Annotated in this window: 3 protein-coding genes; all 3 read left to right on the top strand. The window is 74.5% G+C overall.

Annotated elements, in window-relative coordinates; all coding sequences use genetic code 11:
* Window positions 1-7: 7 nt before the first annotated feature.
* The 3 genes from NMK44_RS07355 to NMK44_RS41995 all read left to right on the top strand — a co-directional run bounded on the left by NMK44_RS07355 (window position 8) and on the right by NMK44_RS41995 (window position 23,263).
* Window positions 8-1,288, top strand: a complete 1,281-nt coding sequence (locus tag NMK44_RS07355; protein ID WP_254739618.1) for a cytochrome P450 — start codon at window positions 8-10, stop codon at window positions 1,286-1,288.
* A 238-nt stretch (window positions 1,289-1,526) separates the two neighbouring features.
* Window positions 1,527-7,841 carry a non-ribosomal peptide synthetase gene (locus NMK44_RS07350; protein WP_254739616.1) on the top strand — a complete coding sequence of 2,105 codons (6,315 nt, stop codon included), beginning with the start codon at window positions 1,527-1,529 and terminating at the stop codon, window positions 7,839-7,841.
* Window positions 7,838-23,263 (top strand): non-ribosomal peptide synthetase, encoded by a 15,426-nt coding sequence (locus tag NMK44_RS41995; RefSeq protein WP_302887914.1) that lies wholly within the window; start codon window positions 7,838-7,840, stop codon window positions 23,261-23,263. The genes NMK44_RS07350 and NMK44_RS41995 overlap by 4 nt, the downstream gene beginning before the upstream one ends.
* Window positions 23,264-23,271 lie beyond the last annotated feature (8 nt).

Below are 23,271 nucleotides of genomic sequence, written 5' to 3'. Positions count from 1 at the left end.
GCGCGGGATGTCCGGTCAGCCGCACGACGCCGTCGCCACCCTCGACGGGCCGGAACTCACGGGCCCCGGCCCAGGCCCCGGCCCCGCTCCCGGCGAGGTCGACCTCACCGATCCGCAGACCTTCCTGGACCGTGAACTGGTGCCGATGTGGCGCCGGTTCCGGCAGGAGAGCCCGGTCCACTGGCATCCCACCGAGGGGCTGATGCCCGGCTTCTGGGTGCTCTCCCGCCACCGGGACGTGATGGCGGTCTACCGTGACAACCGCGCCTTCACCTCGGAGCAGGGCAACGTCCTCACCACCCTGCTCCAGGGCGGTGACTCCGCGAGCGGCAAGATGCTCGCGGTCACCGACGGGGTCCGCCACCGCGAGATCCGCAACCTGCTGCTCAAGGCGTTCGCGCCCCGGGTGCTGGAGCGGGTGGTGGCGGGTGTGCGGCGGCGCACCGAGCGGCTGGTGCGCACCGCCGTCGAACGTGGCGCGTGCGACTTCGCCCAGGACGTGGCCGAGCACATCCCGATGGCCACCATCGCCGATCTGCTCGGGGTCCCGGAGTCCGACCGGGGCTATCTGCTCAGCCTCACCAAACAGGCGCTGAGCGCGGAGGAGGCGGGGCAGAGCGTCCAGGACTCACTGGTGGCCCGCAACGAACTGCTGCTGTACTTCGCCGAACTGGCCGAGGAGCGGCGCGAGGAGCCCACCGGGGACGTGATCAGCGTCCTGGCCACGGCGGCGGTCGACGGTGAACCGCTCACCGAGGAGGAGATCGTCTTCAACTGCTACAGCCTGATCCTGGGCGGTGACGAGACCAGCAGGCTGTCGATGATCTGCGGGATGCGGGAGCTGATCGGGCACCCGGCGCAGTGGCGGCGGCTGCGCGACGGTGAGGTCTCCGTGGACAGCGCCGTGGAGGAGGTGCTGCGCTGGGTCACCCCGGCCATGCACTTCGGACGACGGGCGGTGGTGGACACCGAGGTCGGCGGTCAGCGGATCAGGGCGGGGGACATCGCCACCCTGTGGAACACCTCGGCCAATTACGACGAGGAGGTGTTCACCGCACCCGAGGTATTCGATCTGGGCCGCACGCCCAACAAGCATGTGTCGTTCGGATACGGTCCGCACTTCTGTCTCGGCGCTTATCTGGGGCGTGCGGAAATCCATGCGATGCTCACCGCGCTGCGCTCATTCGTGGCGGCCGCGGAGTTGACGGGACCGGGCCGGCCGATCCACTCCAACTTCCTGCACGGCTACAGCAGCCTGCCGGTGGCGCTGACCCCGGCCACCGGCTGAACCACCGCCTTCTGGCGCCGTAGGAATGCCCTGGCCACGCTGGTGGCCGGGGCATTCGTCCATGCCGGGGGAGCCGGGCGACGGTAGCGGTCCGGCCCGCCGCCGGTACAGCGCGATACGCATTCTTCGATATGCGTTTCTCGGCGATTTCAAGTTTTTCATGAGCCCGTGGGGCCGTTCCCGAAGCTCCGTAGGGTTGGGCCCGATCGATGAGCCTACCCAATCGAGGTGAATGGCAATGGCCGATCAGAATGGTCCCCATGTGCCGCTGACGGCCGCCCAGTCCGGAATGTGGCTCGCCCAGCAGGTGAATCCGGACAACCCGATGTACAGCATCGCCGAATGCGTCGAGATCTCCGGTCCGGTCGACACCGCGCTGTTCGAGACCGCGCTGCGGCGCACCGTGGACGAGGCCGACACCCTGCGGCTGCGGTTCGTACCCGGTGACGGGGGACCGCGCCAGATCGTCCAGGAGGCCGTGGACTGGCCGTTGCACACGCTCGACGTCAGTGGCGCGGCCGATCCTTCCGCGGAGGCGGAGGAGTGGATGCTCGCGCGGGTGGCGGCCCCGGTGGACCTGTCCGCGGGGCCGCTGTTCACGTTCGGGCTGATCACCCTCGCCGAGGACCGGTACATCTGGTTCAGCCGGGTGCACCACGCCATCGTGGACGGCTACAGCTGGTCGCTGATCGTGGCCCGGGTCGCCGAGGTGTACACCGCGCTGGTGGCCGGGGAGGAGCCGTCGCGCGGCCCCTTCGGCTCGGTGCGCGACCTGGTGGCCCAGGACGTGGCGTACCGGGAGTCCGAACGGTTCGCGCAGGACCGGGAGTTCTGGACCGGACGGCTGGCCGGGCTCGGCGAGCCGGTGAGCCTGGCACCGCGGCCGGACCGGGTGCCCACCGACCATGTACGGCTGGCCGGGGAGGTGCCCGCCAAGACCGCGGAGGGACTGCGGGCGCTGGGCCGGGAGACCGGGGTGAGCTGGCCGGCCGTGACGGTCGCCGCCATCGCCGCGTATCTGCACCGGCTCACCGGCGCCACCGATGTGGTGCTGGGTCTGGCGGTGGCCGCCCGCCCCGGCCAGGCCGCCCGGCGGACCCCCGGCATGGTGTCCAACGCGCTTCCGCTGCGCACCGGGGTCGGCCCGGACACCACGGTGGCCGCGCTGCTGGCCTCCGTCAGCCGTGAACTCCACGAGGTGCTGCGCCACCAGCGCTACCGCTACGAGGACGTGCACCGCGATCTGCGCCGGGTGGGGGCGTGCAAACGGCTGTGGGGCCCGGAGATCAACCTCATCATGTACGGCACCCCGCTGACCTTCGCGGGCCGTCCGTCCACCGTGCGCGGCTTCTCCATCGGCCCGGAGGAGGATCTGTCGCTGGTGGTGGACAACCGGGAGCCGGGCGACGGCTTCCTCATCGACTTCCACGCCAACGCCGATCTGTACGACCACGACGCGGTCGCCGGTCACCGGCAGCGGCTGGTGGACTTCCTGGCCACCCTGGCCGACGCGGACCCCGGCGACACCGTCGGCGCGCTGGACCTGCCGCTGCCCGAGGGCTGGACCGCGCCGGTGGCCGCGCCCGCGCCACCGGCCCCGGAGGCCGCGCGGGCGCCCTACCGTGCCCCGCGCACCCCGCGGGAAGAGGCGCTGTGCGCCCTGGTCGCCGAGGTGCTGAAGACCGAACGCGTCGGTGTGGACGACGACTTCTTCGAACGTGGCGGCCACTCGCTCTCCGCCATCCGGCTGCTCGGCCGGATCCGCGAGACCCTGGGCGCCGAGCTGTCGGTGCGCACCGTCTTCGAGGCGCCGACCGTGGCCCGGCTGGCGACCCGGCTGGAGGGCGCCGACGGGGCGCGGGCCGCTCTGACGCCGATGGCGCGCCCCGTCGAACTGCCGTTGTCCCTCACCCAGCAGCGGCTGTGGTTCATGAACCGGCTCCAAGGCCCCACCGGCGCCTACAACATGGGGCTCGCGCTGCGGCTGTCCGGACGGCTGGACCGGGCCGCGCTGGGCCGTGCGCTGTCCGACGTACTGGCCCGCCACGAAAGCCTGCGCACCGTCTTCCCCGACACCGACGGCCGCCCCCGGCAGCACGTCCTCACCCCCGCCGAGGCGGACGCGCGGGTGGTGCTGACGGCCACCGAGGCCACCGAGGACACGCTGGACGCCACCGTGGCCGCCGTGGTGGCCGAGGGGTTCGACCTGGCGGCCGGGCCGGCGGTGCGGCCCCGGCTGCTGGTGCTCGGCCCCGGGGAGCATGTGCTGCTGGTGGTGCTGCACCACATCGTGGCCGACGGCCTCTCGCTCGCCCCGCTCGCCCGCGACCTGGGCCGGGCGTACACCGCACGGGCGGCGGGGCAGGCGCCCGCGTTCACACCGATGGCCGTGCAGTACCCCGATTACACGCTGTGGCAGCACGGTGTGCTCGGCGACGAGGACGACCCGGACAGCCCGCTGGCCCGCCAGCTCGCCTACTGGACACGCGCCCTGGAGGGGCTGCCGGAGGAGCTGTCGCTGCCGACCGACCGGCCCCGGCCGCCCGTGCTCAGCCAGCGCGGTGACATCGTGCGGTTCGCCATCGGCGCCGGACTGCATGAGCGGCTGGCGGGCTTGGCCCGCGCGCACGGCGCCAGTCTGTTCATGGTCTTCCAGAGCGCGGTGGCCGTGCTGCTCGGCAAACTGGGCGCGGGCGACGACATCCCCCTGGGCAGCGCGGTGGCCGGGCGCACCGATCCGGCGCTGGACGACCTCATCGGCTGTTTCGTGAACACCGTGGTGTTCCGCAACGACCTCAGCGGTGACCCCGCGTTCGGTGAACTCCTGGACCGCAGCCGGGAGATGGCGCTGGCCGCCCACGCCCACCAGGACGTGCCGTTCGAACGGCTGGTGGAGGCGCTCAACCCGGAGCGCTCACTGTCCCGCAATCCGCTGTTCCAGGTGATGATGGATGTGCAGACACCATCCGAGTCCACCCTGGAACTGCCCGGACTGACCGCCACCCCGCAGCAGGTGGACCCCGGAGTCACCAAGATCGACCTGCTGTTCGGCCTGGATGAGCGGGCTGCCGACCGGGGCGCCGCCACCGGGATCGACGGACGGCTGGAGTACGCCACCGACCTGTTCGACCGGGACACCGTCGAGCGGATGGCCGACCGGTTCGTCCGGCTGCTGGAGACGGTGACCGCCGCACCGGATCAGCCGCTCAGCACCGTCGGACTGCTCACCGCCGCCGAACGCGAACAGGTGCTGTACGGCTTCAACCAGGCCCCCGCCGTGGCCCCGCGCGCCCTGCTGCCCGAGCTGTTCCAGGCCCAGGCCGCCCGTACCCCGGACGCGCCCGCCCTGGTCGAGGGCGCGGTCACCTACCGCTACACCGAACTGAACGCGCGGGCCAACCGGCTGGCCCATGAGCTGATCGCGCGCGGCGCCGGACCCGAGCGGCTGGTGGGCGTGGTGCTGCCGCGCTCGGCCGAACTGGTGGTGGCGCTGCTCGCGGTGGTCAAGTCCGGTGCCGCGTACGTCCCGGTGGACCCCGGCTACCCGGCCGAGCGCATCGCCCACATGCTCACCGACGCGGCTCCTGCGCTGGTGCTCACCACCCCGTCCACCGCCGCGGCGGTGGACGGCGGACTGCCGGTGCTGGATGTGTCCCGCACCACGGGGACGGTGGAGCGGGACCCGTGCGACGCCGACCGCCGCGCCCCGCTCACCGCCGACCACCCCGCCTACGTCATCTACACCTCCGGCTCCACCGGCCGCCCCAAGGGCGTGGTGGTGGCACACCGTTCGGTGGCGGTGTACCTGGACTGCGCCCGGGAGCGCTACCCGTCGGTGGCCGAGAGCGCGCTGCTGCACTCACCCGTCTCCTTCGACCTGACCGTCACGGCCCTGTACGCGCCGCTGATCAGCGGCGGCCGGATACGGGTCACCGCGCTGGAGGGTCCCGGCGACGGCGCGCCCCGGCCCGGTTTCCTCAAGGCCACCCCGTCCCACCTCGGACTGCTCGGTGTGCTCCCCGAGGAGTTCTCGCCCACCGGTGACCTGGTCGTCGGCGGTGAGGCGCTGCTCGGTGAGGTGGTGGCGCAGTGGCGGGAGCAGCGGCCCGGCGCCGCCGTCGTCAACGAGTACGGGCCCACCGAGGCCACCGTCGGCTGTGTGGCACACCGCATCGGCCCGGGCGAGGAGATCCCGGCCGGACCGGTGCCGATCGGCCGGCCGATGGCGAACACGGCGGTGTACGTACTGGACGGCGCGCTGCGGCCGGTACCGCCCGGGGTCCCCGGTGAGCTGTACATCGCGGGCGGCCAGCTCGCCCGCGGCTATCTGCGCCGCCCCGGCCGGACCGCGGAACGGTTCGTCGCCGACCCCTACGGCGCCCCCGGCGCCCGGATGTACCGCTCGGGCGATCTGGCCCGCTGGCGGCCGGACGGGGTGCTCGACTACCTCGGCCGCGTGGACGACCAGGTGAAGCTGCGCGGCTACCGGATCGAACCCGGTGAGATCGAGGCCGTGCTGCGCCGCCACCCCGCCGTGGCGCGGGCCGCGGTGGTGGTCCGCGAGGACCAGCCGGGGCTGCGCAGGCTCGTCGGCTACACGGTGGCCGCGCCGGGCGCGGCGGTGGACGCGGCGGAGCTGCGCGAGCACACCGCCGGAGTGCTGCCCGACCATATGGTGCCCGGCGCGTTCGTGGCGCTGGCGGAGCTGCCGCTCACCCCCAACGGCAAGCTGGACACCCGGGCACTGCCCGCCCCGGACACCGGCGAACGGGACGACGACGGCGCCTCCGGGGCACCGCGCACCCCGCGCGAGGAGGCGCTCGCCGGGCTGTTCGCCGAGGTGCTGGGGGTGGCCCGGGTCGGCCCGGACGACTCCTTCTTCGAACTGGGCGGCGACAGCATCGTCTCCATCCAACTGGTGGCCCGGGCCCGCCGGATGGGCCTGGACCTCGCGCCCAAGGATGTCTTCGAGCACAAGACGGTGGCCCGGATCGCCGCCGCGCTCCCGGACGACGGCCCCGCCGCGGCCCCCGCGCCCGGGACGGCCGTCGGCGCCACCGGGGAGCTCCCGGCCACGCCCATGATGCGCTGGCTGGAGGAACGGGGCGGACCCGGCGGCCCGTTCACCTCGTTCCACCAGACCACCCTCACCCGGGTGCCGCCCGGTGCGGGCGACGGCGACCGCTTCACCACCGCCCTCGCCGCCGTCCTGGACCACCATGATGCGCTGCGGATGCGCGCCCGGCGGGATGGCGACGGCTGGACGTACCGGATCGCCGAACGCGGCGCCGTGGCCGCGCGGGACCTGGTCCGGCGGGTCGGGGTGGCCGGTCAGGACGCCGCTGCGCTGCGCGCCACCGTCACCGAGGAGGCACACGCCGCCTGGCGGCGGCTGGACCCGGAGGCCGGGGTGATGGCCCAGCTCGTCTGGTGCGACGCCGGTCCCGGCGCCCCCGGACGGCTGCTGTTCGCCGTCCACCACCTCGCGGTGGACGGGGTGTCCTGGCCGATCCTGCTGGCAGATCTGCGCACCGCCTGGGAGGCCGCCGGTGACGGCCGCGCACCCGGACTCCCGGCCGCCACCACCTCGTTGCGCCACTGGGCCACCGCCCTGGCCGACCGGACCACCGATGATGCCGAAACCGGGACCTGGGCCGGGACCCTGCGGCGGCCCGCACCCGGACTGGTGGACACCCCGCTGGACCCGGCCACCGACACCGCCGGGACGGCCCGGCGGCTGACCATGACCCTGCCCGCCGACCGCACCGAGCCCCTGCTGACCACCGTGCCCACCGCGCTGCGCGCCACCGTGCACGAGGTGCTGGTCACCGCCTTCGCCCTCGCCGTCGCCGACTGGCGGGCCCGGCGCGGACGGCCCGGCGGCCCCGGCGCGCTGGTGGACCTGGAGGGCCACGGCCGCCACGACTCCGGCGACGGCCTCGACCTCACCCGTACCGTCGGCTGGTTCACCGGCATCCACCCCGCCCGGCTCGACCCCGGTGTGGCCGACGGCGACTGGGCCGGACTGTGGTCCGGCGGACCGGCGGCCGGGGCGGCGCTGCGCGCCGTCAAGGAACAGCTTCGCGCCCTGCCCGGTGAGGGCGCGGACTACGGACGGCTGCGCCACCTCGACCCCACGGCCCGGTCCCGGCTCGCCGGACTCGCCACCCCGCATCTGCTCTTCAACTACCTGGGCCGCGCCGACGCGCCCGGCTCCGCCCCGGCGGACTGGACCCCCGCCGCCGAATCCGACGCCGTGCTCGGTGACGGCGATCCGCACCAGCCCCTGTCGCACGTGGTGGAGCTGAACGCGATCGCCCACCGGCACCCGGACGGCCACCGGCTGCTGGCCTCCTGGACCTGGCCCGGCCGGCTGCTGTCCGACGCCGATGTCCGCGAACTGGCCGACGGCTGGTTCCGCGCGCTGCGCGCGCTGGCCGACCACGCCGAGGAGCCGGAGGCGGGCGGCTACGCACCGTCGGACCTGGCGCTGGTGGAGCTATCCCAAGACGAGATCGACGGCCTGGAAGCCGAGTGGAGGACGCTGCAATGACGAAGTCGGGCCCCGAGGACATCCTTCCCCTGTCGCCCCTCCAGGAGGGGCTGCTCTTCCACGCGCTGTACGACGAGAAGGGCCATGACGTCTACACCGTGCAGGTCGTCCTCGACCTGGGCGGGACGCTGGACGTGGCCGCGCTGCGGGAGAGCGCCGCGGCCCTGCTGCGCCGCCACGCCAATCTGCGCGTCGGCTTTCTGCACCCCAAGCAGAGCCGTCCGGTGCAGGTGGTCTCCCGGGAGGTCGAACTGCCCTGGGCCGAGGCCGACCTGGGCGGGTTCGGCGCGGCGGCGCGCACCGCGGAGCTGGAGCGGTTGCAGTCCGCCGAGAAGGCCCACCGCTTCGATCTGTCCCGGCCGCCGCTGATGCGGTTCCTGCTGGTGCGGCTCGGCGACGGCGCCTACCGGCTGCTGTGCACCTTCCACCACATCCTGCTGGACGGCTGGTCCACCTCGGTGCTGCTGGGTGAGCTGTTCGAGCTGTACGGCAGCGGGGGCGACACCGCCGCGCTGCCCGCCGTCACCCCGTTCCGCGACCATCTGGCGTGGCTGGCCGGTCAGGACGACAGCCGGGCCGGGAAGGTGTGGAAGCAGGCGCTGGAGGGCGTCGACGCACCCACCCGGCTGGCCCCGGCCGACCCGGGCCGTGCGGTCGTCCACCCCGAACAGCTCGCGCTGGAGCTGACGGAGGCGGAGACCGAGGCGCTGTCGGCCCGGCTGCGCGGCCGTGACCTGACCTTCTCCACCGCCGTGCACGGCGCCTGGGCGCTGCTGCTGGCCGCGCTGACCGGGCGGGACGACGTCACCTTCGGCACGGTCGTCTCCGGCCGCCCGCCGGAGGTGGCGGGGGTGGAGCGGATGGTCGGCATGCTGATCAACACGCTGCCGGTGCGGATGCGGATCGACCCGGCCACCCCGCTGGCCGACGCGCTCGCCGGGCTCCAGCGCGAACACATGGAGCTGATGCCGTTCCAGCACCTGGGGATGAGCGAGATCCACCGGCTGGCCGGGCACAGCGAACTCTTCGACACCTACGTGGCGTTCGAGAACTTCCCCTTCGACCTGGAGTCACTGCGGGCACTCGCGGGCGAGCTGCGGATCGACGGCTTCGACGTACTGGACGCCAACCACTATCCGCTGTGCCTGGTGGCGCATGTCTTCGAGGGACGGCTGCGGCTGGTCCTCAACTACCGTCCCGACCTCTTCGAGAAGGCCGAGGTCGCGGTCGCGGGCGAACGGCTGGTGCGCATCCTGCGCACGCTGGTCGACGAGCCGGACCGCCCGGCCGGACGGATCGCGCTGCTCTCCGACGACGAGCTCCGGGAGCTGGGCGGCGGCCGGACCACGGACCGTGTGATCGCACCGGCGACGTTCCCGGAGTTGTTCGCGGAGCGGGTGGCGGTGTCGCCGGATGCGGTGGCGGTGGAGTCGGCCGGGGTGGCGTTGTCGTATGCGGAGCTGGATGCGCGTGCGGGGGCGTTGGCGGGGCGGTTGGCCGCGGCGGGTGTGGGCGCGGAGGATGTGGTCGCTCTGGTGTTGGGGCGTTCGGTGGAGTCGGTGGTGGCGTCGCTTGCGGTGATGCGGGTGGGTGCGGCGTATCTGCCGGTGGATCCGGATTATCCGGCGGAGCGGGTGGCGTTCATGCTGGATGACGCCCGTCCGGTGGTGGTGCTGACCACGGAGGCGTATGCGGGTGTGGTGCCCGACGGTCACACGGTCGTGCTGCTCGATGGGGACGAGGAGTTGTCGGTCGCCGCGCCTGAGGTGGCGGCGGCGTTGGATGCTCCGGCGTATGTCATCTACACGTCGGGTTCGACGGGTGTGCCCAAGGGGGTTGTTGTCTCGCACCGTGGGCTCGCTGCTTTTGCTGCGGCTGAGCGGGAGCGGTTCGCGGTGACGGCGGAGAGCCGGGTGTTGCAGTTCTCCTCGCCGAGTTTCGATGCCTCGGTGCTGGAGCTGTGCATGGCGCTGACGGCCGGTGCCACACTGGTCGTTCCGGAGCCCGGTCCGCTCGCGGGGGAGGCGCTCGCCGACGTGCTCGCCTCCCGCGGGGTGACCCATGCCCTGATTCCGCCCGCCGCGCTGGCGAGCGTTCCCGAGGCCGGACTGCCGGACTTCCACTGCCTGATCGTCGGTGGTGACGCCTGTCCGGCGGAGCTGGTGGAGCGGTGGGCGCCGGGGCGCCGGATGGTGAATGCCTACGGGCCGACCGAGTCCACCGTCGCCGTGTCGATGAGCGAACCGCTGACCGTCGGCGCCGGAACACCGCCGATCGGCGCACCGGTCCATGGCACGCGGGCCTATGTGCTGGACGGTGCGTTGCGGCTGGCTCCGCCGGGGGTGGCCGGTGAGCTGTATGTGGCGGGTCCGGGTCTTGCGCGTGGCTATCTGCGGCGGGCGGCGCTGACCGCGGAGCGGTTCACCGCCGACCCCTTCGGTCCGGCAGGCTCGCGGATGTATCGCACCGGGGATGTGGCGCGCTGGCGGGCGGACGGTCAGTTGGAGTTCGTGGGCCGCGCCGATGACCAGGTGAAGATCCGGGGCTTCCGGATCGAACTCGGCGAGATCGAGGCGGTGCTCGCCCGCCACGCGGAACTGGACGGCGCGGCCGTGGTGGTCCACGAGTCCCAGCCGGGCGTACGGCAGCTCGTGGCGTACGTCGTCCCCGCGCCGGGTGCGACGCCCGCGGCCGGGGCGCTGCACGACCACGTCGCCGGGCTGCTGCCCGCGTACATGGTCCCGGCGCTGTTCATCCCGCTGGCCGCGCTGCCGCTCATGGTCAACGGCAAACTCGACCGCAAGGCCCTGCCCGCGCCCGACTTCGGCGCCGACGACACCGGACGCGAACCGGCCACCGACCGCGAGAAGCTGCTGTGCGCGCTCTTCGCCGAGGTGCTGGGGGTGGAACGGGTCGGCGCGGACCAGTCCTTCTTCGAGCTCGGTGGCGACAGCATCGGCTCGATCCAGCTCATCAGCCGGGCCCGCAAGGCCGGACTGCGGTTCAGCCCCCGTGATGTCTTCACCCACAAGACGGTGGAGGCGCTGGCCCGGGTGGCCACCGAGGGCAAGGCCCCCGCACGGCGCACCGCGCCCTCGGACGGGATCGGCGGGGTGCCGCTCACCCCGATCATCCACTGGTTCAGTGAACACGGCGGTCCGGTCGACCAGTTCAACCAGGCGATGCCCGTCCCCGTCCCCGCGGGGCTCGACACCGAGCGCGTCGGCCAGGTGCTCCAGACGCTGCTGGACCACCATGACGCACTGCGGCTGCGGCTGCACCGCATCGAGGACATCGGCGAATGGACCCTGGAGGTGGCGCCGCGCGGAGCGGTGCGCGCCGAGGACTGTCTGCGGCGGGTGGACACCCCCGGTCTGGACGACACCGCCCTGGCGGCGCTGACCGCCGAGGAGTCCGGCGCCGCGCAGTCCCGGCTGGCGCCCGGCGAGGGCCGGATGGTGCAGGCGGTGTGGTGTGACGCGGGCCCGGAGCGGCCGGGGCGGCTGCTGCTGGTGATCCACCACCTGGCGGTGGACGGGGTCTCCTGGCGCATCCTGCTGCCCGAGCTGACCGCCGCGCTGGAGGCCGCCGCCACCGGCCGCCGCTTTGTCCCCGAGCCGGTGGGCACCTCCTTCCGCGCCTGGGCGCGGGCCCTGACGGCCGCCGCCTCGGAGCCGGAGCGGATGCGGGAACTGCCGCTGTGGCGCGGGGTGCTGGAGGGTGGTGACCCGGCGCTGACCGCACGTCCGCTGGACCCGGCCCGGGACACCCTGGCCACCGCCGGACATCTGACCCTGCGGCTGCCCGCCGAGGTGACCGGACCGCTGCTGGGACCGGTGCCCGCCGCGTTCCGCGCCGAGGTCAACGACGTCCTGCTGACCGCGCTGGCGCTGGCCGTGGCCGACTGGCGGCGCCGCCACGGCCGCGGGGACACCTCCTCGGTGCTGGTCGGCCTGGAGGGCCACGGCCGTGAGGAGATCGTGCCGGGCGCCGATCTGTCCCGTACGGTCGGCTGGTTCACCAGCCTCTACCCGGTGCGGCTGGACCCGGGGACGGTCCCCGGTGACCAGGTGTCCGCCGCCGGAGCGGAGTTGGCCGGGGCGCTGAAGCGGGTCAAGGAGCAGCTCCGGGCGGTCCCGGACCACGGCATCGGCTACGGGCTGCTGCGCTACCTCAACCCGCGTACCGCCGTGACCCTGGCGACGTACGCCGCACCGCAGATCGGCTTCAACTACCTGGGCCGGATCGGCACCGCCGACGACACGGACGGCCCCGGGGGCGGTCTGGGCGGCGGCGCGGACGCGGCCACCCCGCTGCCGTACGCGCTCACCGTCAACGCGGTCACCGAGACCCACGCCGACGGCCCGCGGCTGTCGGCCACCTGGACCTGGCCGGGTGAGCTGCTCACCGAGGACGAGGTGGCGGAGGTGGCGCGCGGCTGGTTCACCGCGCTGGAGGCGCTGGTGGCACACGCCGGGCGGCCCGGTGGCGGCGGGCTCAGCCCGTCCGATCTGCCGCTGGTGGAGCTGGACCAGACCGAGATCGACCGGCTGGCCGCCGCCCAGCCCGGACTCACCGATGTCCTGCCGCTCTCCCCGCTCCAGGAGGGGCTGCTCTTCCACACCGCGTATGACCGGGACGCCGAGGACGTCTACATCACCCGGCTCGCTGTCGATGTGTCCGGTGCGCTGGACACCGGCGCGCTGCGCGCCGCCGTGAGCGGGCTGCTGCGCCGCCATGACACCCTGCGCGCCGGATTCCACCGCACCGCCGACGGACGGCCGTTGCAGCTCATCCCGGACGAGGCCGCACTGCCCTGGAACGAGATCGACCTCAGCGGTCTCGACGAGGACGCGCGCACCGCCGAACTGGACCGGCTGCTGCGCGCGGAGCGGGCCCACCGCTTCGATCCGGAGCGTCCGCCGCTGCTGCGCTTCACCCTGATCCGGCTCGGTGAGCACACCCACCGGCTGCTGTTCGCCGCCCACCACCTGCTGCTGGACGGCTGGTCGGCGCCGGTGCTGGCGAGTGAGCTGTTCGCGCTGTACGGCAGCGGCGGCGAGGACGCGGCGCTGCCGCCGGTCGTCCCGTACCGCGACTACCTGGCCTGGCTGTCCCGGCAGGACCGGGGCGCGGCGGAGGACGCCTGGCGCGCCGCGCTGGCCGGGGTGGAGGCGCCGACGCTGGTGGCGCCGGACGCGGCAGGCCGGACGGCCGTCCTGCCCGGCCGGATCACCGATGAGCTGCCCGCGGAGCTGACCGCCGCGCTGGGCGCGCTCGCCCGCCGCCATGGCCTGACCATGAACGCGGTGGTGCAGGGCGCGTGGGGGCTGGTGCTGGCCGGGCTGACCGGCCGGGACGACGTGCTGTTCGGCGAGACCGTCTCGGGCCGCCCGCCGGAGCTGCCGGGGGTGGAGTCCATGGTGGGGCTGTTCAGCAACACCGTGCCGGTACGGGTGCGGATCGACCCCGCCGCCACCCTGCTGGAGACCCTCGTCCGGGTCCAGGAGGGGCGGGTCGGCCTGCTGGGCCACCACTATCTGGGGCTTGCCGACCTCCAGCGGCTCACGGGTCTGGGCACCCTCTTCGACACCGCCGTGGTCTTCGAGAACTTCCCCTCCGACGGCGCGGACGGCTCCGGCGGACCGGTGCACGGACTGACCCTGTCCGAGGTGGACACCAAGGGCGACAACCACTACCCGCTGGGCATGGTGGTGATGGCGGACGAGCGGCGGACGGCGCTGCACTGGTACCACCGCCCCGATCTCATCGACGCGGACACCGCCACCGCCGTCACCCGGCGGATGCGGCGGCTGCTGGAGACCATCGCCGCCACTCCCGATCTGCCGGTCGGCCGGGTCGATCTGCTCGGCTCGGAGGAGCGGGCGCTGCTGGAGTCCCAGTGGGCCGGGCCCGAACTCCCGGCCACGGAGCGGACGCTGCCGGAGCTGTTCGAGGCGCAGGTGGCCCGGACACCGGAGGCGACCGCGCTGGTCCACGGCGCCACCACGCTGTCGTACGCCGAGCTGGACGCCCGTGCCAACCGGCTGGCGCATGAGCTGATCGCGCGTGGCGCCGGTCCCGAGCGGCTGGTGGCGGTGGCGATGGAGCGCTCGGCCGACCTGGTCGTCGCACTGCTCGCGGTGGTGAAGTCCGGTGCCGCGTACGTCCCGGTGGACCCGGCGTACCCGGCCGGGCGGATCGGCCACATGCTCACCGACAGCGCCCCGGTGCTGCTGGTGACCACCGCGGAGTCGGCCGCCGCGCTGCCCGGGGACACGGTGGAACGGGTGGTGCTGGACGACCCGGGGACGGCCGCGGCCCTCGCCGCGCTGCCCTCGGACGCGCCGGCCGACGGCGACCGTACGGCCCCGCTCGGCCCGGACCACCCCGCGTATGTCATCTACACCTCCGGCTCCACCGGACGCCCCAAGGGCGTGGTGGTGGCGCACCGTTCGGTCGCCGACTACCTGGCGTGGACCGCGCGGACGTACTCCGGCGCGGCCGGGGCGGCGCTGCTGCACTCGCCGGTCTCCTTCGACCTCACCGTCACCGCCCTGTTCACCCCGCTGATGACCGGTGGCACGGTGCTCGTCGGGGCGCTGGAGGAGAACGACCCGGTGGCGGCCCGGCTGACGGACACCCCGGTGACGTTCCTGAAGGCCACCCCGAGCCATCTGCCGCTGCTGGGCGCGCTGCCCGACGGTTTCTCGCCCGCCCGGGAGCTGCTGCTCGGCGGTGAGGCGCTGATGGGGGAGGCGCTGGCGGAGTGGCGGGAGCGCCATCCGGCGGCCACCGTGTGGAACGTCTACGGGCCCACCGAGGCCACCGTGAACTGCACCGAGTACCGGATCGCGCCGGGGGAGGAACTGCCCGGCGGGCCGGTGCCGATGGGCCGTCCGCAGGGCAATGTGCGGGCCTATGTCCTGGACGCCGCGCTGCGGCCGGTGCCCGCCGGGGTGGTGGGCGAGCTGTACATCGCCGGGACCGCACTGGCCCGCGGCTATCTGGGCCGCCCCGCGCTGACCGCCGAACGGTTCACCGCCGATCCGTACGGCCGGGCCGGGAGCCGGATGTACCGCACCGGCGATCTGGCCCGGCGGCTGCCCGACGGCAACCTGGTGTTCGCCGGGCGCGCCGACGACCAGGTGAAGCTGCACGGCCACCGCATCGAACCCGGCGAGGTGGCCGCGGCCGTCGCGTCCCATCCGGACGTGGCCGCGCAGGCCGTGGTGGTCCGCGAGGACAGCCCCGGGACCCGGCGGCTGGTCGCCTACGCCACCGCGCGTCCGGGGCGGACCCTGGACGGCGACGCGGTGCGCGCATGGACGGGCCGGACGCTGCCCGCGTACATGGTCCCGGACGCGGTGGTGGTGCTGGACGCGCTGCCGCTGACCACGCACGGCAAACTGGACCGGGCGGCGCTGCCGGAGCCGGAGTTCCGCTCCGGGGACACGGCCGCGCGGGCGCCGGGCGATCCGCGCGAGGAGATCCTGTGCGGGCTGTTCGCCCGGGTGCTGGAGCTGCCCGGCGTCGGCGTGGACGACGACTTCTTCGCGCTCGGCGGCAATTCGCTCAGCGCGGTGCGGCTGCTGAGCCGGGTCCGCTCGGCCTTCGGCGCGGAGGTGGACGTCCGGGCGGTGTTCGAGGCGCCCACCGCGCGGCTGCTGGCCCGGCGGCTGGCGGACACCGGCGGCACGCGCCCGGCGCTGGTCCCGGCCGCGCGGCCCGCGGAGATCCCACTGTCCTCCGCCCAGCGGCGGCTGTGGTTCCTGGGCCGGCTGCACGGTCCGAGCGGCACCTACAACGTGCCGATCGCGATCCGGCTGCGCGGCACCCTGGACCGGGAGGCGCTGCGCGCCGCGCTCGGCGATGTGCTCAGCCGCCACGAAAGTCTGCGGACCGTCTTCCCCGAGACCCAGGGGCGGCCCCGTCAGCAGGTGCTGGCCCCGGAGGAGATCACCGTCCCGCTCCGGACGGCGGATGTGCCCGCGGACGGGCTCGCCGGTGCGCTGCGCGAGGCCGCGGCGCGCGGCTTCGACCTGGCCGCCGAGCTCCCGCTGCGCGCCGAGCTGTTCGCGGTGGCCGAGGACGAGCACGTCCTGCTGTTGACCGTCCACCACATCGCGAGCGACGGATGGTCCAACGCCCCGCTGGCCCGCGATCTGTCCACCGCCTACGCGGCCCGGGTGAGGGGCCACGCCCCGGAGTTCACCCCGCTGCCCGTCCAGTACGCCGACTACACCCTGTGGCAGCGCACTCTCCTCGGCGCGGAGGACGATCCGGAGAGCCTGGTCTCCCGGCAGCTCGGCTTCTGGCGGGACGCCCTCGACGGCGCCCCCGCCGAACTGGCCCTGCCCACCGACCGGCCGCGTCCTGCCGAACCCGGCCACGAGGGCGGGGTGGTGGAGTTCACGTACAGCGCTGAACTGCACGCACGGCTGGCAGGACTGGCCCGTGAGCACCAGGTCAGCCTGTTCATGGTGGTCCAGGCCGGACTCGCCACCCTGCTGCACCGGCTGGGCGCCGGGGACGACATCCCCATCGGCACCGCCGTGGCCGGACGCGCGGACGAGGCGCTGGAGGACCTCGTCGGGTTCTTCGTCAACACCCTGGTGCTGCGCACCGACCTCAGCGGCGACCCGGGCTTCGGGGAGCTGCTGGACCGGGTCCGGACCGCGGACCTGGCGGCCTACGCCCACCAGGACGTGCCGTTCGAGAAGCTGGTCGACGCGCTCGGCACCGACCGCGGGAGCGCCCACAGCCCGCTGTTCCAGGTGTTCCTGGCGTTCCAGAACAACGCCGCCCCGCGGCTGGAGCTGCCCGGACTCACCGCCTCCCCGGCCGCGTTCGAGCTGACCTCGGCCAAGGTGGACCTCGGGGTGGAGCTGGGCGAGACATTCGACGCGGACGGTGCGCCCGCCGGGCTGCGCGGCCAGATCACCTACCGCACCGAGCTGTTCGACCACACCACCGTGGAGTCCCTGGCGGCGCGGTTCGGCGCCGTGCTCGCCGCCGTCGCGGAGGATCCGCGGCAACCGGTGGGCGGCGTGGAGCTGCTGCGCGGCGCGGAGCGGCAGCGGGTGCTCGTCGAGTGGAACCACACCACGCACGAGGCCGGACCGGCCACGTTCCCGGAGCTGTTCGCGGCGCAGACCGCCCGCACCCCCGGGCGCACCGCCGTGGTCGCGGACGCCGGGAGCCTGACCTACGCGGAGCTGAACGCGCGCGCCAACCGGTGGGCCCGGCTGCTCATGGCGCGGGGCGCGGGCCCCGAGGACCCGGTCGCGGTGGCCGTGCCCCGGTCGCTGGACTGGCTCGCGGTCACCCTGGGCGTGCTGAAGGCGGGGGCGGCGTATCTGCCGGTGGACCCCGGCTACCCGGATGAGCGGATCGCGTTCATCGCCCGGGACGCCCGGCCCGCGCTGGTGCTCACCACCGCGGCCGAGGCCGAGCGGATCGGGACGGCCACCGGACCGGAGCCGCTGGTCGTCGACGCGGACCGGACCCTCGTGGAGCTGGCCGCCGCGGCCGACGGCGACCCGGCCGACACCGACCGGGTGCGGCCGCTGGACGTGGCCCACCCCGCGTACATCATCTACACCTCCGGTTCCACCGGCCGTCCCAAGGGCGTCGTGGTCCCGCACACCGGGATCGCGTCCATGGCCGGTGCCCACCGGGAGACCTTCGGTCTCGACGCCGACAGCCGGGTGCTGCAAGCCGTTTCGCCCAGTTTCGACGTCTCGCTGGCCGATCTGGCGATGACCCTGCTCAGCGGGGCCGCGCTGGTGCTGCCGGACGGCCACGGCGCGCCCGTGGGCGCCGAACTGGCCGCGCTGCTGCGCGACCGGGACATCACCCACTTCCAGTTGACCGCGGGCGCCCTGGCCACCGTGCCCGACACCGATCTGCCCGCCCTGCGCACGGTGGCCGTCGGCGGGGAGCCGTGCGCCCCGGACCAGGTGGCGCGCTGGTCGGCCGGGCGCCGGATGGTCAACGCCTACGGGCCCAGTGAGGCCACCGTGGCGGCCACCCTGAGCCGTCCGCTGGCCGGGGCGGTGCGCGCGCCCATCGGCCGCCCGGTGTGGAACACCCGCGTCTACGTCCTGGACGACCGGCTGGCCCCGGTCCCGGCCGGGGTCGCCGGTGAGCTGTACATCGCCGGGGCCGGACTGGCCCGCGGCTATCTGAACCGGCCGGTGCTGACCGCCGAGCGGTTCGTCGCCGATCCGTTCGGCGGACCGGGCGAGCGGCTGTACCGTACCGGGGACGTCGTCCGCTGGCGCGACGACGGCGAGCTGGAGTTCGTCGGCCGCGCCGACGACCAGGTCAAGGTCCGCGGCTTCCGCATCGAACTCGGCGAGATCGAAGCGGCGTTGGCGGCACATCCGAAGGTGGACCGCGCCGCGGTGGCCGTACGCCCCGATGAACACGGCCGCGACCGGCTCATCGGCTACGCGGTGGCCAGGGGCGGCAGGCCGCCGGGCCCGGAGGCGCTGCGCGCCCATCTGGCGGCGCGGCTGCCCGCGTACATGGTGCCGGCCGCGCTGATGACGCTGGACGAGCTGCCGCTGACCGCCAACGGCAAGGTGGACCGGGCCGCGCTGCCCGAACCGCGGCTGGGCGGGGGCGGCGGCCGGGAGCCGCGCGACGCCAAGGAACGGCTGCTGTGCGCGCTGATCGGCGAACTCCTCGGAGTGGAGCGGGTCGGCCCGGACGACGGCTTCTTCGAGCTGGGCGGCGACAGCATCGTCTCCATCCAGCTCGTCAGCCGGGCCCTGGAGGCGGGGCTGGAGTTCACCGCCGCCGATGTGCTGCGTCACCGTACGGTCGAGGAGCTGGCCGCGGCGGCGGTGGCCACCGGGGAACCGGACCGGACCGCCCCGGACGCCGGGGTCGGCGAGATCCCGCTGACCCCCGCCCTGCATGTGCTGCGCACCGGCGGCCCGGCCGACCACCTCGGCCGCCACGGCCTGGTGACGCGGACGGCGACCGGCGGGGACGGACCGGCCGGCGCGCTCCAGGCGCTGCTGGACCATCACGACACCCTGCGGCTGCGGCTCACCCGGCAGGTGGGCGACCACGTGTGGAGCCTTCAGACCCTGCCGCGCGGCGCGGTGTCCGCCGCCGACGCGCTCACCCGGGTCGACGCCCGGGAGCTGACCGGCGAACCGCTGGACGCCGCCGTACGGGAGGAGGCCGCGGCCGCCCGCGCCCGGCTCGCCCCGGAGCGCGGTGTGGTGGTCCAGGCGGTGTGGTTCGACGCCGGACCCGGCGCCGTCCACCGGCTGCTGCTGGTCGTCCACCAGCTCGCGGCCGACCCCGGTTCCTGGCCGGTGCTGCTGGACGGTCTGGAGGCGGCGTGGCGGGCGGCAGACGAGGGCCGGAGCCCGGAGCTCCCCCCGGTGGCCACTGGCTTCCGCACCTGGGCCGAGCGGCTGGCCGCCGAGGCCGTGGACCCGGCCCGGATCGGGGAAGTGGCGGTGTGGACCGGGGTGCTGGGCGCGGGGGACACCCCGCTGGGCGCCCGCACCCCGGACCCCTCCCGCGACCTCACGGCCACCGCCCGCACCCTGGAGACGGCCCTGCCCGCCGCGGCGCTCACCGAGATCTCCCGGCGGTTCGCCACCGACCCCGACACGGTGCTGCTGACCGCGCTGGCCCTCGCGGTGGCCGCGTGGCGCGACCGGCACGGCCGGCCCGCCCCGGCCGGGCTGCTGCTGGACCTCGCGGCGGATGGCCGCGGCCGCGCCCCGGAGGAACTGTCCGGCACCGTGGGCCCGTTCACCGCCACCCGCCCGGTCCGCCTGGACACCGGCGACGGCCGGGAGCCGGGCGCCGCACTGAAGCGGATCAAGGAAGAGCTGGCCGCGGTGCCCGACCACGGGGTCGGCTACGGTCTGCTGCGCCATCTCAACCCGCAGACTGCTGCGGTGTTCGCCGGGTTCGCCGCACCGCAGATCCGGGTCACCCCCGGCGCTGCCGTGGCCACCCCGCTCGGCGCGCCGGACGCCCCGCTGCCGTACGCGCTGGACATCGAGTGGACGGCGGACGGTGAGGAGCCGGCCGCCCGCTGGACCTGGGCGGGCGATCTGCTGGCCGGGGACGAGGTGCGGGAGCTGGCCGACGGCTGGCGGACCGCCCTGGAGGCGCTGGCCTCGGCCACCGGTGCCGGGGGCCGCTCCCCGTCCGACTTCCCGCTGGTCTCCCTGACCCAGGGCGAGGTGGACACCCTGGAGCGGGCCCATCCGGACCTGGTGGACGTCCTGCCGCTGGCACCGCTCCAGGAGGGGCTGCTCTTCCACTCCCTCTACAGCGAGGCCGAACTCGACGTCTACACCGTGCAGTTCGGTCTGGACCTGGAGGGCGAGCCGGACCCGGGGGCGCTGCGGGCGGCCGTGGCGGGGCTGCTGCGCCGTCATGAGAACCTGCGCGCCGGATTCGCCCATGACGGGCTGGCCCAGCCGGTGCAGATCGTGCTGGCCGAAGGGGAACTGCCCTGGTCCGAAAGGGATCTGAGCGGGCTCCCCGAGCCGGAGCGGGCCGCGGAGCTGGCCCGGGTGATGGCCGAGGACCGCGCCCATCGCTTCGACCCGGCCCGGCCGCCACTGCTGCGCTGCACCCTGGTGCGGCTGGCCACCGGCCGCCACCGGCTGGTGCTCACCTGGCACCACCTGCTGCTCGACGGCTGGTCCACGCCCGTGCTGCTGGACGAGCTGATGCGGCTGTACGCGGCGGAGGGCGACGGTTCACAGCTTCCCCCGGCCCGTCCGTACCGCGAGTATCTGCGCTGGCTCACCGCCCAGGACCGGGAAACCACCCGGGCCGCCTGGCGCGCGGAGCTGGCGGGGCTGACCGGACCCACCCTGCTGGCGCCCGCCGATCCTGACCGGCTGCCGGTGATGACGGAGAAGGTCTCCGCCCATCTGCCGAAGGCGCTGGTGTCCGCGCTCACCGCCACCGCCCAGCGGCTCGGGGTGACCATGAACACCGTCGTCCAGGCCGCGTGGGGGCTGCTGCTCAGCCGGATCACCGGCTCCGAGGACGTGGTCTTCGGCACCACGGTGGCCGGACGGCCGCCGAAGGTGGCGGGGGTCGAGCGGATGGTGGGGCTGTTCATCAACACCGTCCCGGTGCGGGTGCGTATCGATCCGGCCGCATCGCCGGCCGCGCTGCTGCGCGGGCTGTGGGACCGGCAGACCGCGCTGCTGCCCCATGAGCACGTCCGACTGGTGGAGCTGCGCCGCGAGACCGGCCACGGTGAACTCTTCGACACCCTGCTGGTGTTCCAGAACGTGCCCACCGACGGCGCCGGGTTCGGCGGCGAGGACGACGGCCGGGTGCGCGCGGTGGACGTGGAGATGAACGACGCCACCCACTACCCGCTCACGCTGGACGCCGGTCTGGACGGCGCCGGGCTGCACTGCCGGCTCGGCTACCGGCCCGATCTGTTCACCGCCACCGAGATCGAGGGGCTGATGGCCGCGCTGCGCGGGGTGCTGGAGGCCATGGCCGCCGCACCGGACAGCCCGCTCGGAGAGCTCGGGGACGACGCGCCCGCCCGCTGGTGGGCCGCGGTGCGCCCGGAGCTGGAGGCCCGCGCCCGCACCGGGGCCGTGGCCGGGGCCGCGGAGGACATCGGCGTCAGGGAGGACACCGGCGTCGGGGAGGACACCGGCGGCTCCCGCGAGGAGCTGCTGACCGCGCTCTTCCGCGAGGTGCTGGGTGTCGAGGAGGTCGGTCCGGACGACGACTTCTTCGAGCTGGGCGGCGACAGCATCGTCTCCATCCAGCTCGCCAGCAAGGCGCGTAAGGCCGGGCTGCTGATCAGCCTGCGGGAGGTGTTCCGGCACAAGACGGTCCGGGCGCTGGCCCGGGTCGCCCGTGAGGAGACGGCCGCCGCCCCCGGTGAGGCGCCCGAGGACGCCCTCGGTGAACTGCCGCTCACCCCGGTGATGCTGGACCTCTACGAACGGGGCGGGCCGACCGGCACCGTGCACCAGGCGAGTCTGGTGCAGGTGCCCGCGGACTGCTCCGAGAGCCTGCTCGCCGCCGCCCTCCAGGCCGTCCTGGACCACCACGACATGCTGCGGGCGAGGGTGCTGCCCGCGGGTGGCGGGGCCGGACCGCGGCTGGAGATCGCGCCCAAGGGCGCGGTGGAGGCGGCCCAGCTGACCAGCCGGGTGGACATCACCGGAGTGGCGCCGTCCGAGCTGATCGGACGGGTCGCCGCGGAACAGACCCGGGTCCAGGGCGAACTGTCCCCCGAGGACGGCGAACTGGTGCGGGTCGTGTGGTTCGACGCCGGGCATGACCGCCCCGGGCGGCTGCTGCTCGTGGTGCACCACCTGGCCGTGGACGGGGTGTCCTGGCGGGTCCTCCAGGAGGACCTGAAGACCGCGTGGCGGGCGGTGACCGCCGGGGAGGACGTCCGGCTCGCCCCGGTGGGCACCTCCTTCCGCCGCTGGGCGCGGCTGCTGGCCGAGCAGGCCACGGCCGGGCCGCGCACCGCTGAACTGGAGCGGTGGCGTGCGGTGCTGGCCACCGACGACCCGGCGCTCGCGGACCGTCCGCTGGACCCGGCCCGCGATGTGGTGGGCAGCGCCCGCAGCTTCACCGTGACGCTGCCGGCCGAGGTGGCCGGACCGCTGCTGGGCACGGTGCCCGCCGCTTTCAACGCCGGGGTGGACGACGTCCTGCTGACCGGTCTGGCGCTGGCGGTGGCCCGCTGGCGGCGGGAGCGCGGCCGGGGCGACGGGTCGGCGGTGCTGATCGGTCTGGAGGGCCACGGCCGCGAGGAGATCGCCGAGGGGCTCGACCTGTCCCGTACGGTCGGCTGGTTCACCAGCCTGTACCCGGTCGCCGTCGACCCCGGGCCGGTGTCCGGGGAGGATCTGCGCACCGGGGGCGCGGCGCTGGGCACCGCGCTCAAGGCGGTCAAGGAGCAGTTGCGAGCCCTGCCCGACAAGGGGCTCGGCTACGGGCTGCTGCGCCATCTCCACCCCGAGCACGGTCCGGAGCTTGCCGCGCTCCCCGCCCCGCAGATCGGCTTCAACTACCTCGGCCGGTTCCCGGCGGTGGACCCCGCGGCGGTACGGGCCGAGGACTGGGCCGCACCGCCGGAGGCCACCGAGACCCTCGGCTCCGGCGGTGACCCCGCCCTGCCGCTGGCCCACGCCCTCGGTGTCAGCGCCGTCGCCCAGGACCGCCCCGACGGGGTGCGGCTGGTGGCCATCTGGTCCTGGCCGGGCGACCTGCTGGCGGAGGACGAGGTCCGCCAAGTGGCCGACTACTGGTTCGAGGGGCTGCGCGCCCTGGTCACACACGCCGAACGCCCCGAGGCGGGCGGCTTCACCCCGTCCGACCTCTCCCTGCTGTCGCTGTCGCAGGACGAGATCGACGCGTTCGAGAGTGGGCTCTAGAGATGAAA

Source organism: Streptomyces cucumeris, assembly GCF_024295805.1.
Lineage (GTDB): Bacteria > Actinomycetota > Actinomycetes > Streptomycetales > Streptomycetaceae > Streptomyces > Streptomyces cucumeris.
Note: the sequence above shows the minus strand (reverse complement) of the source record. Positions and strands in the feature narration are given on the sequence as shown.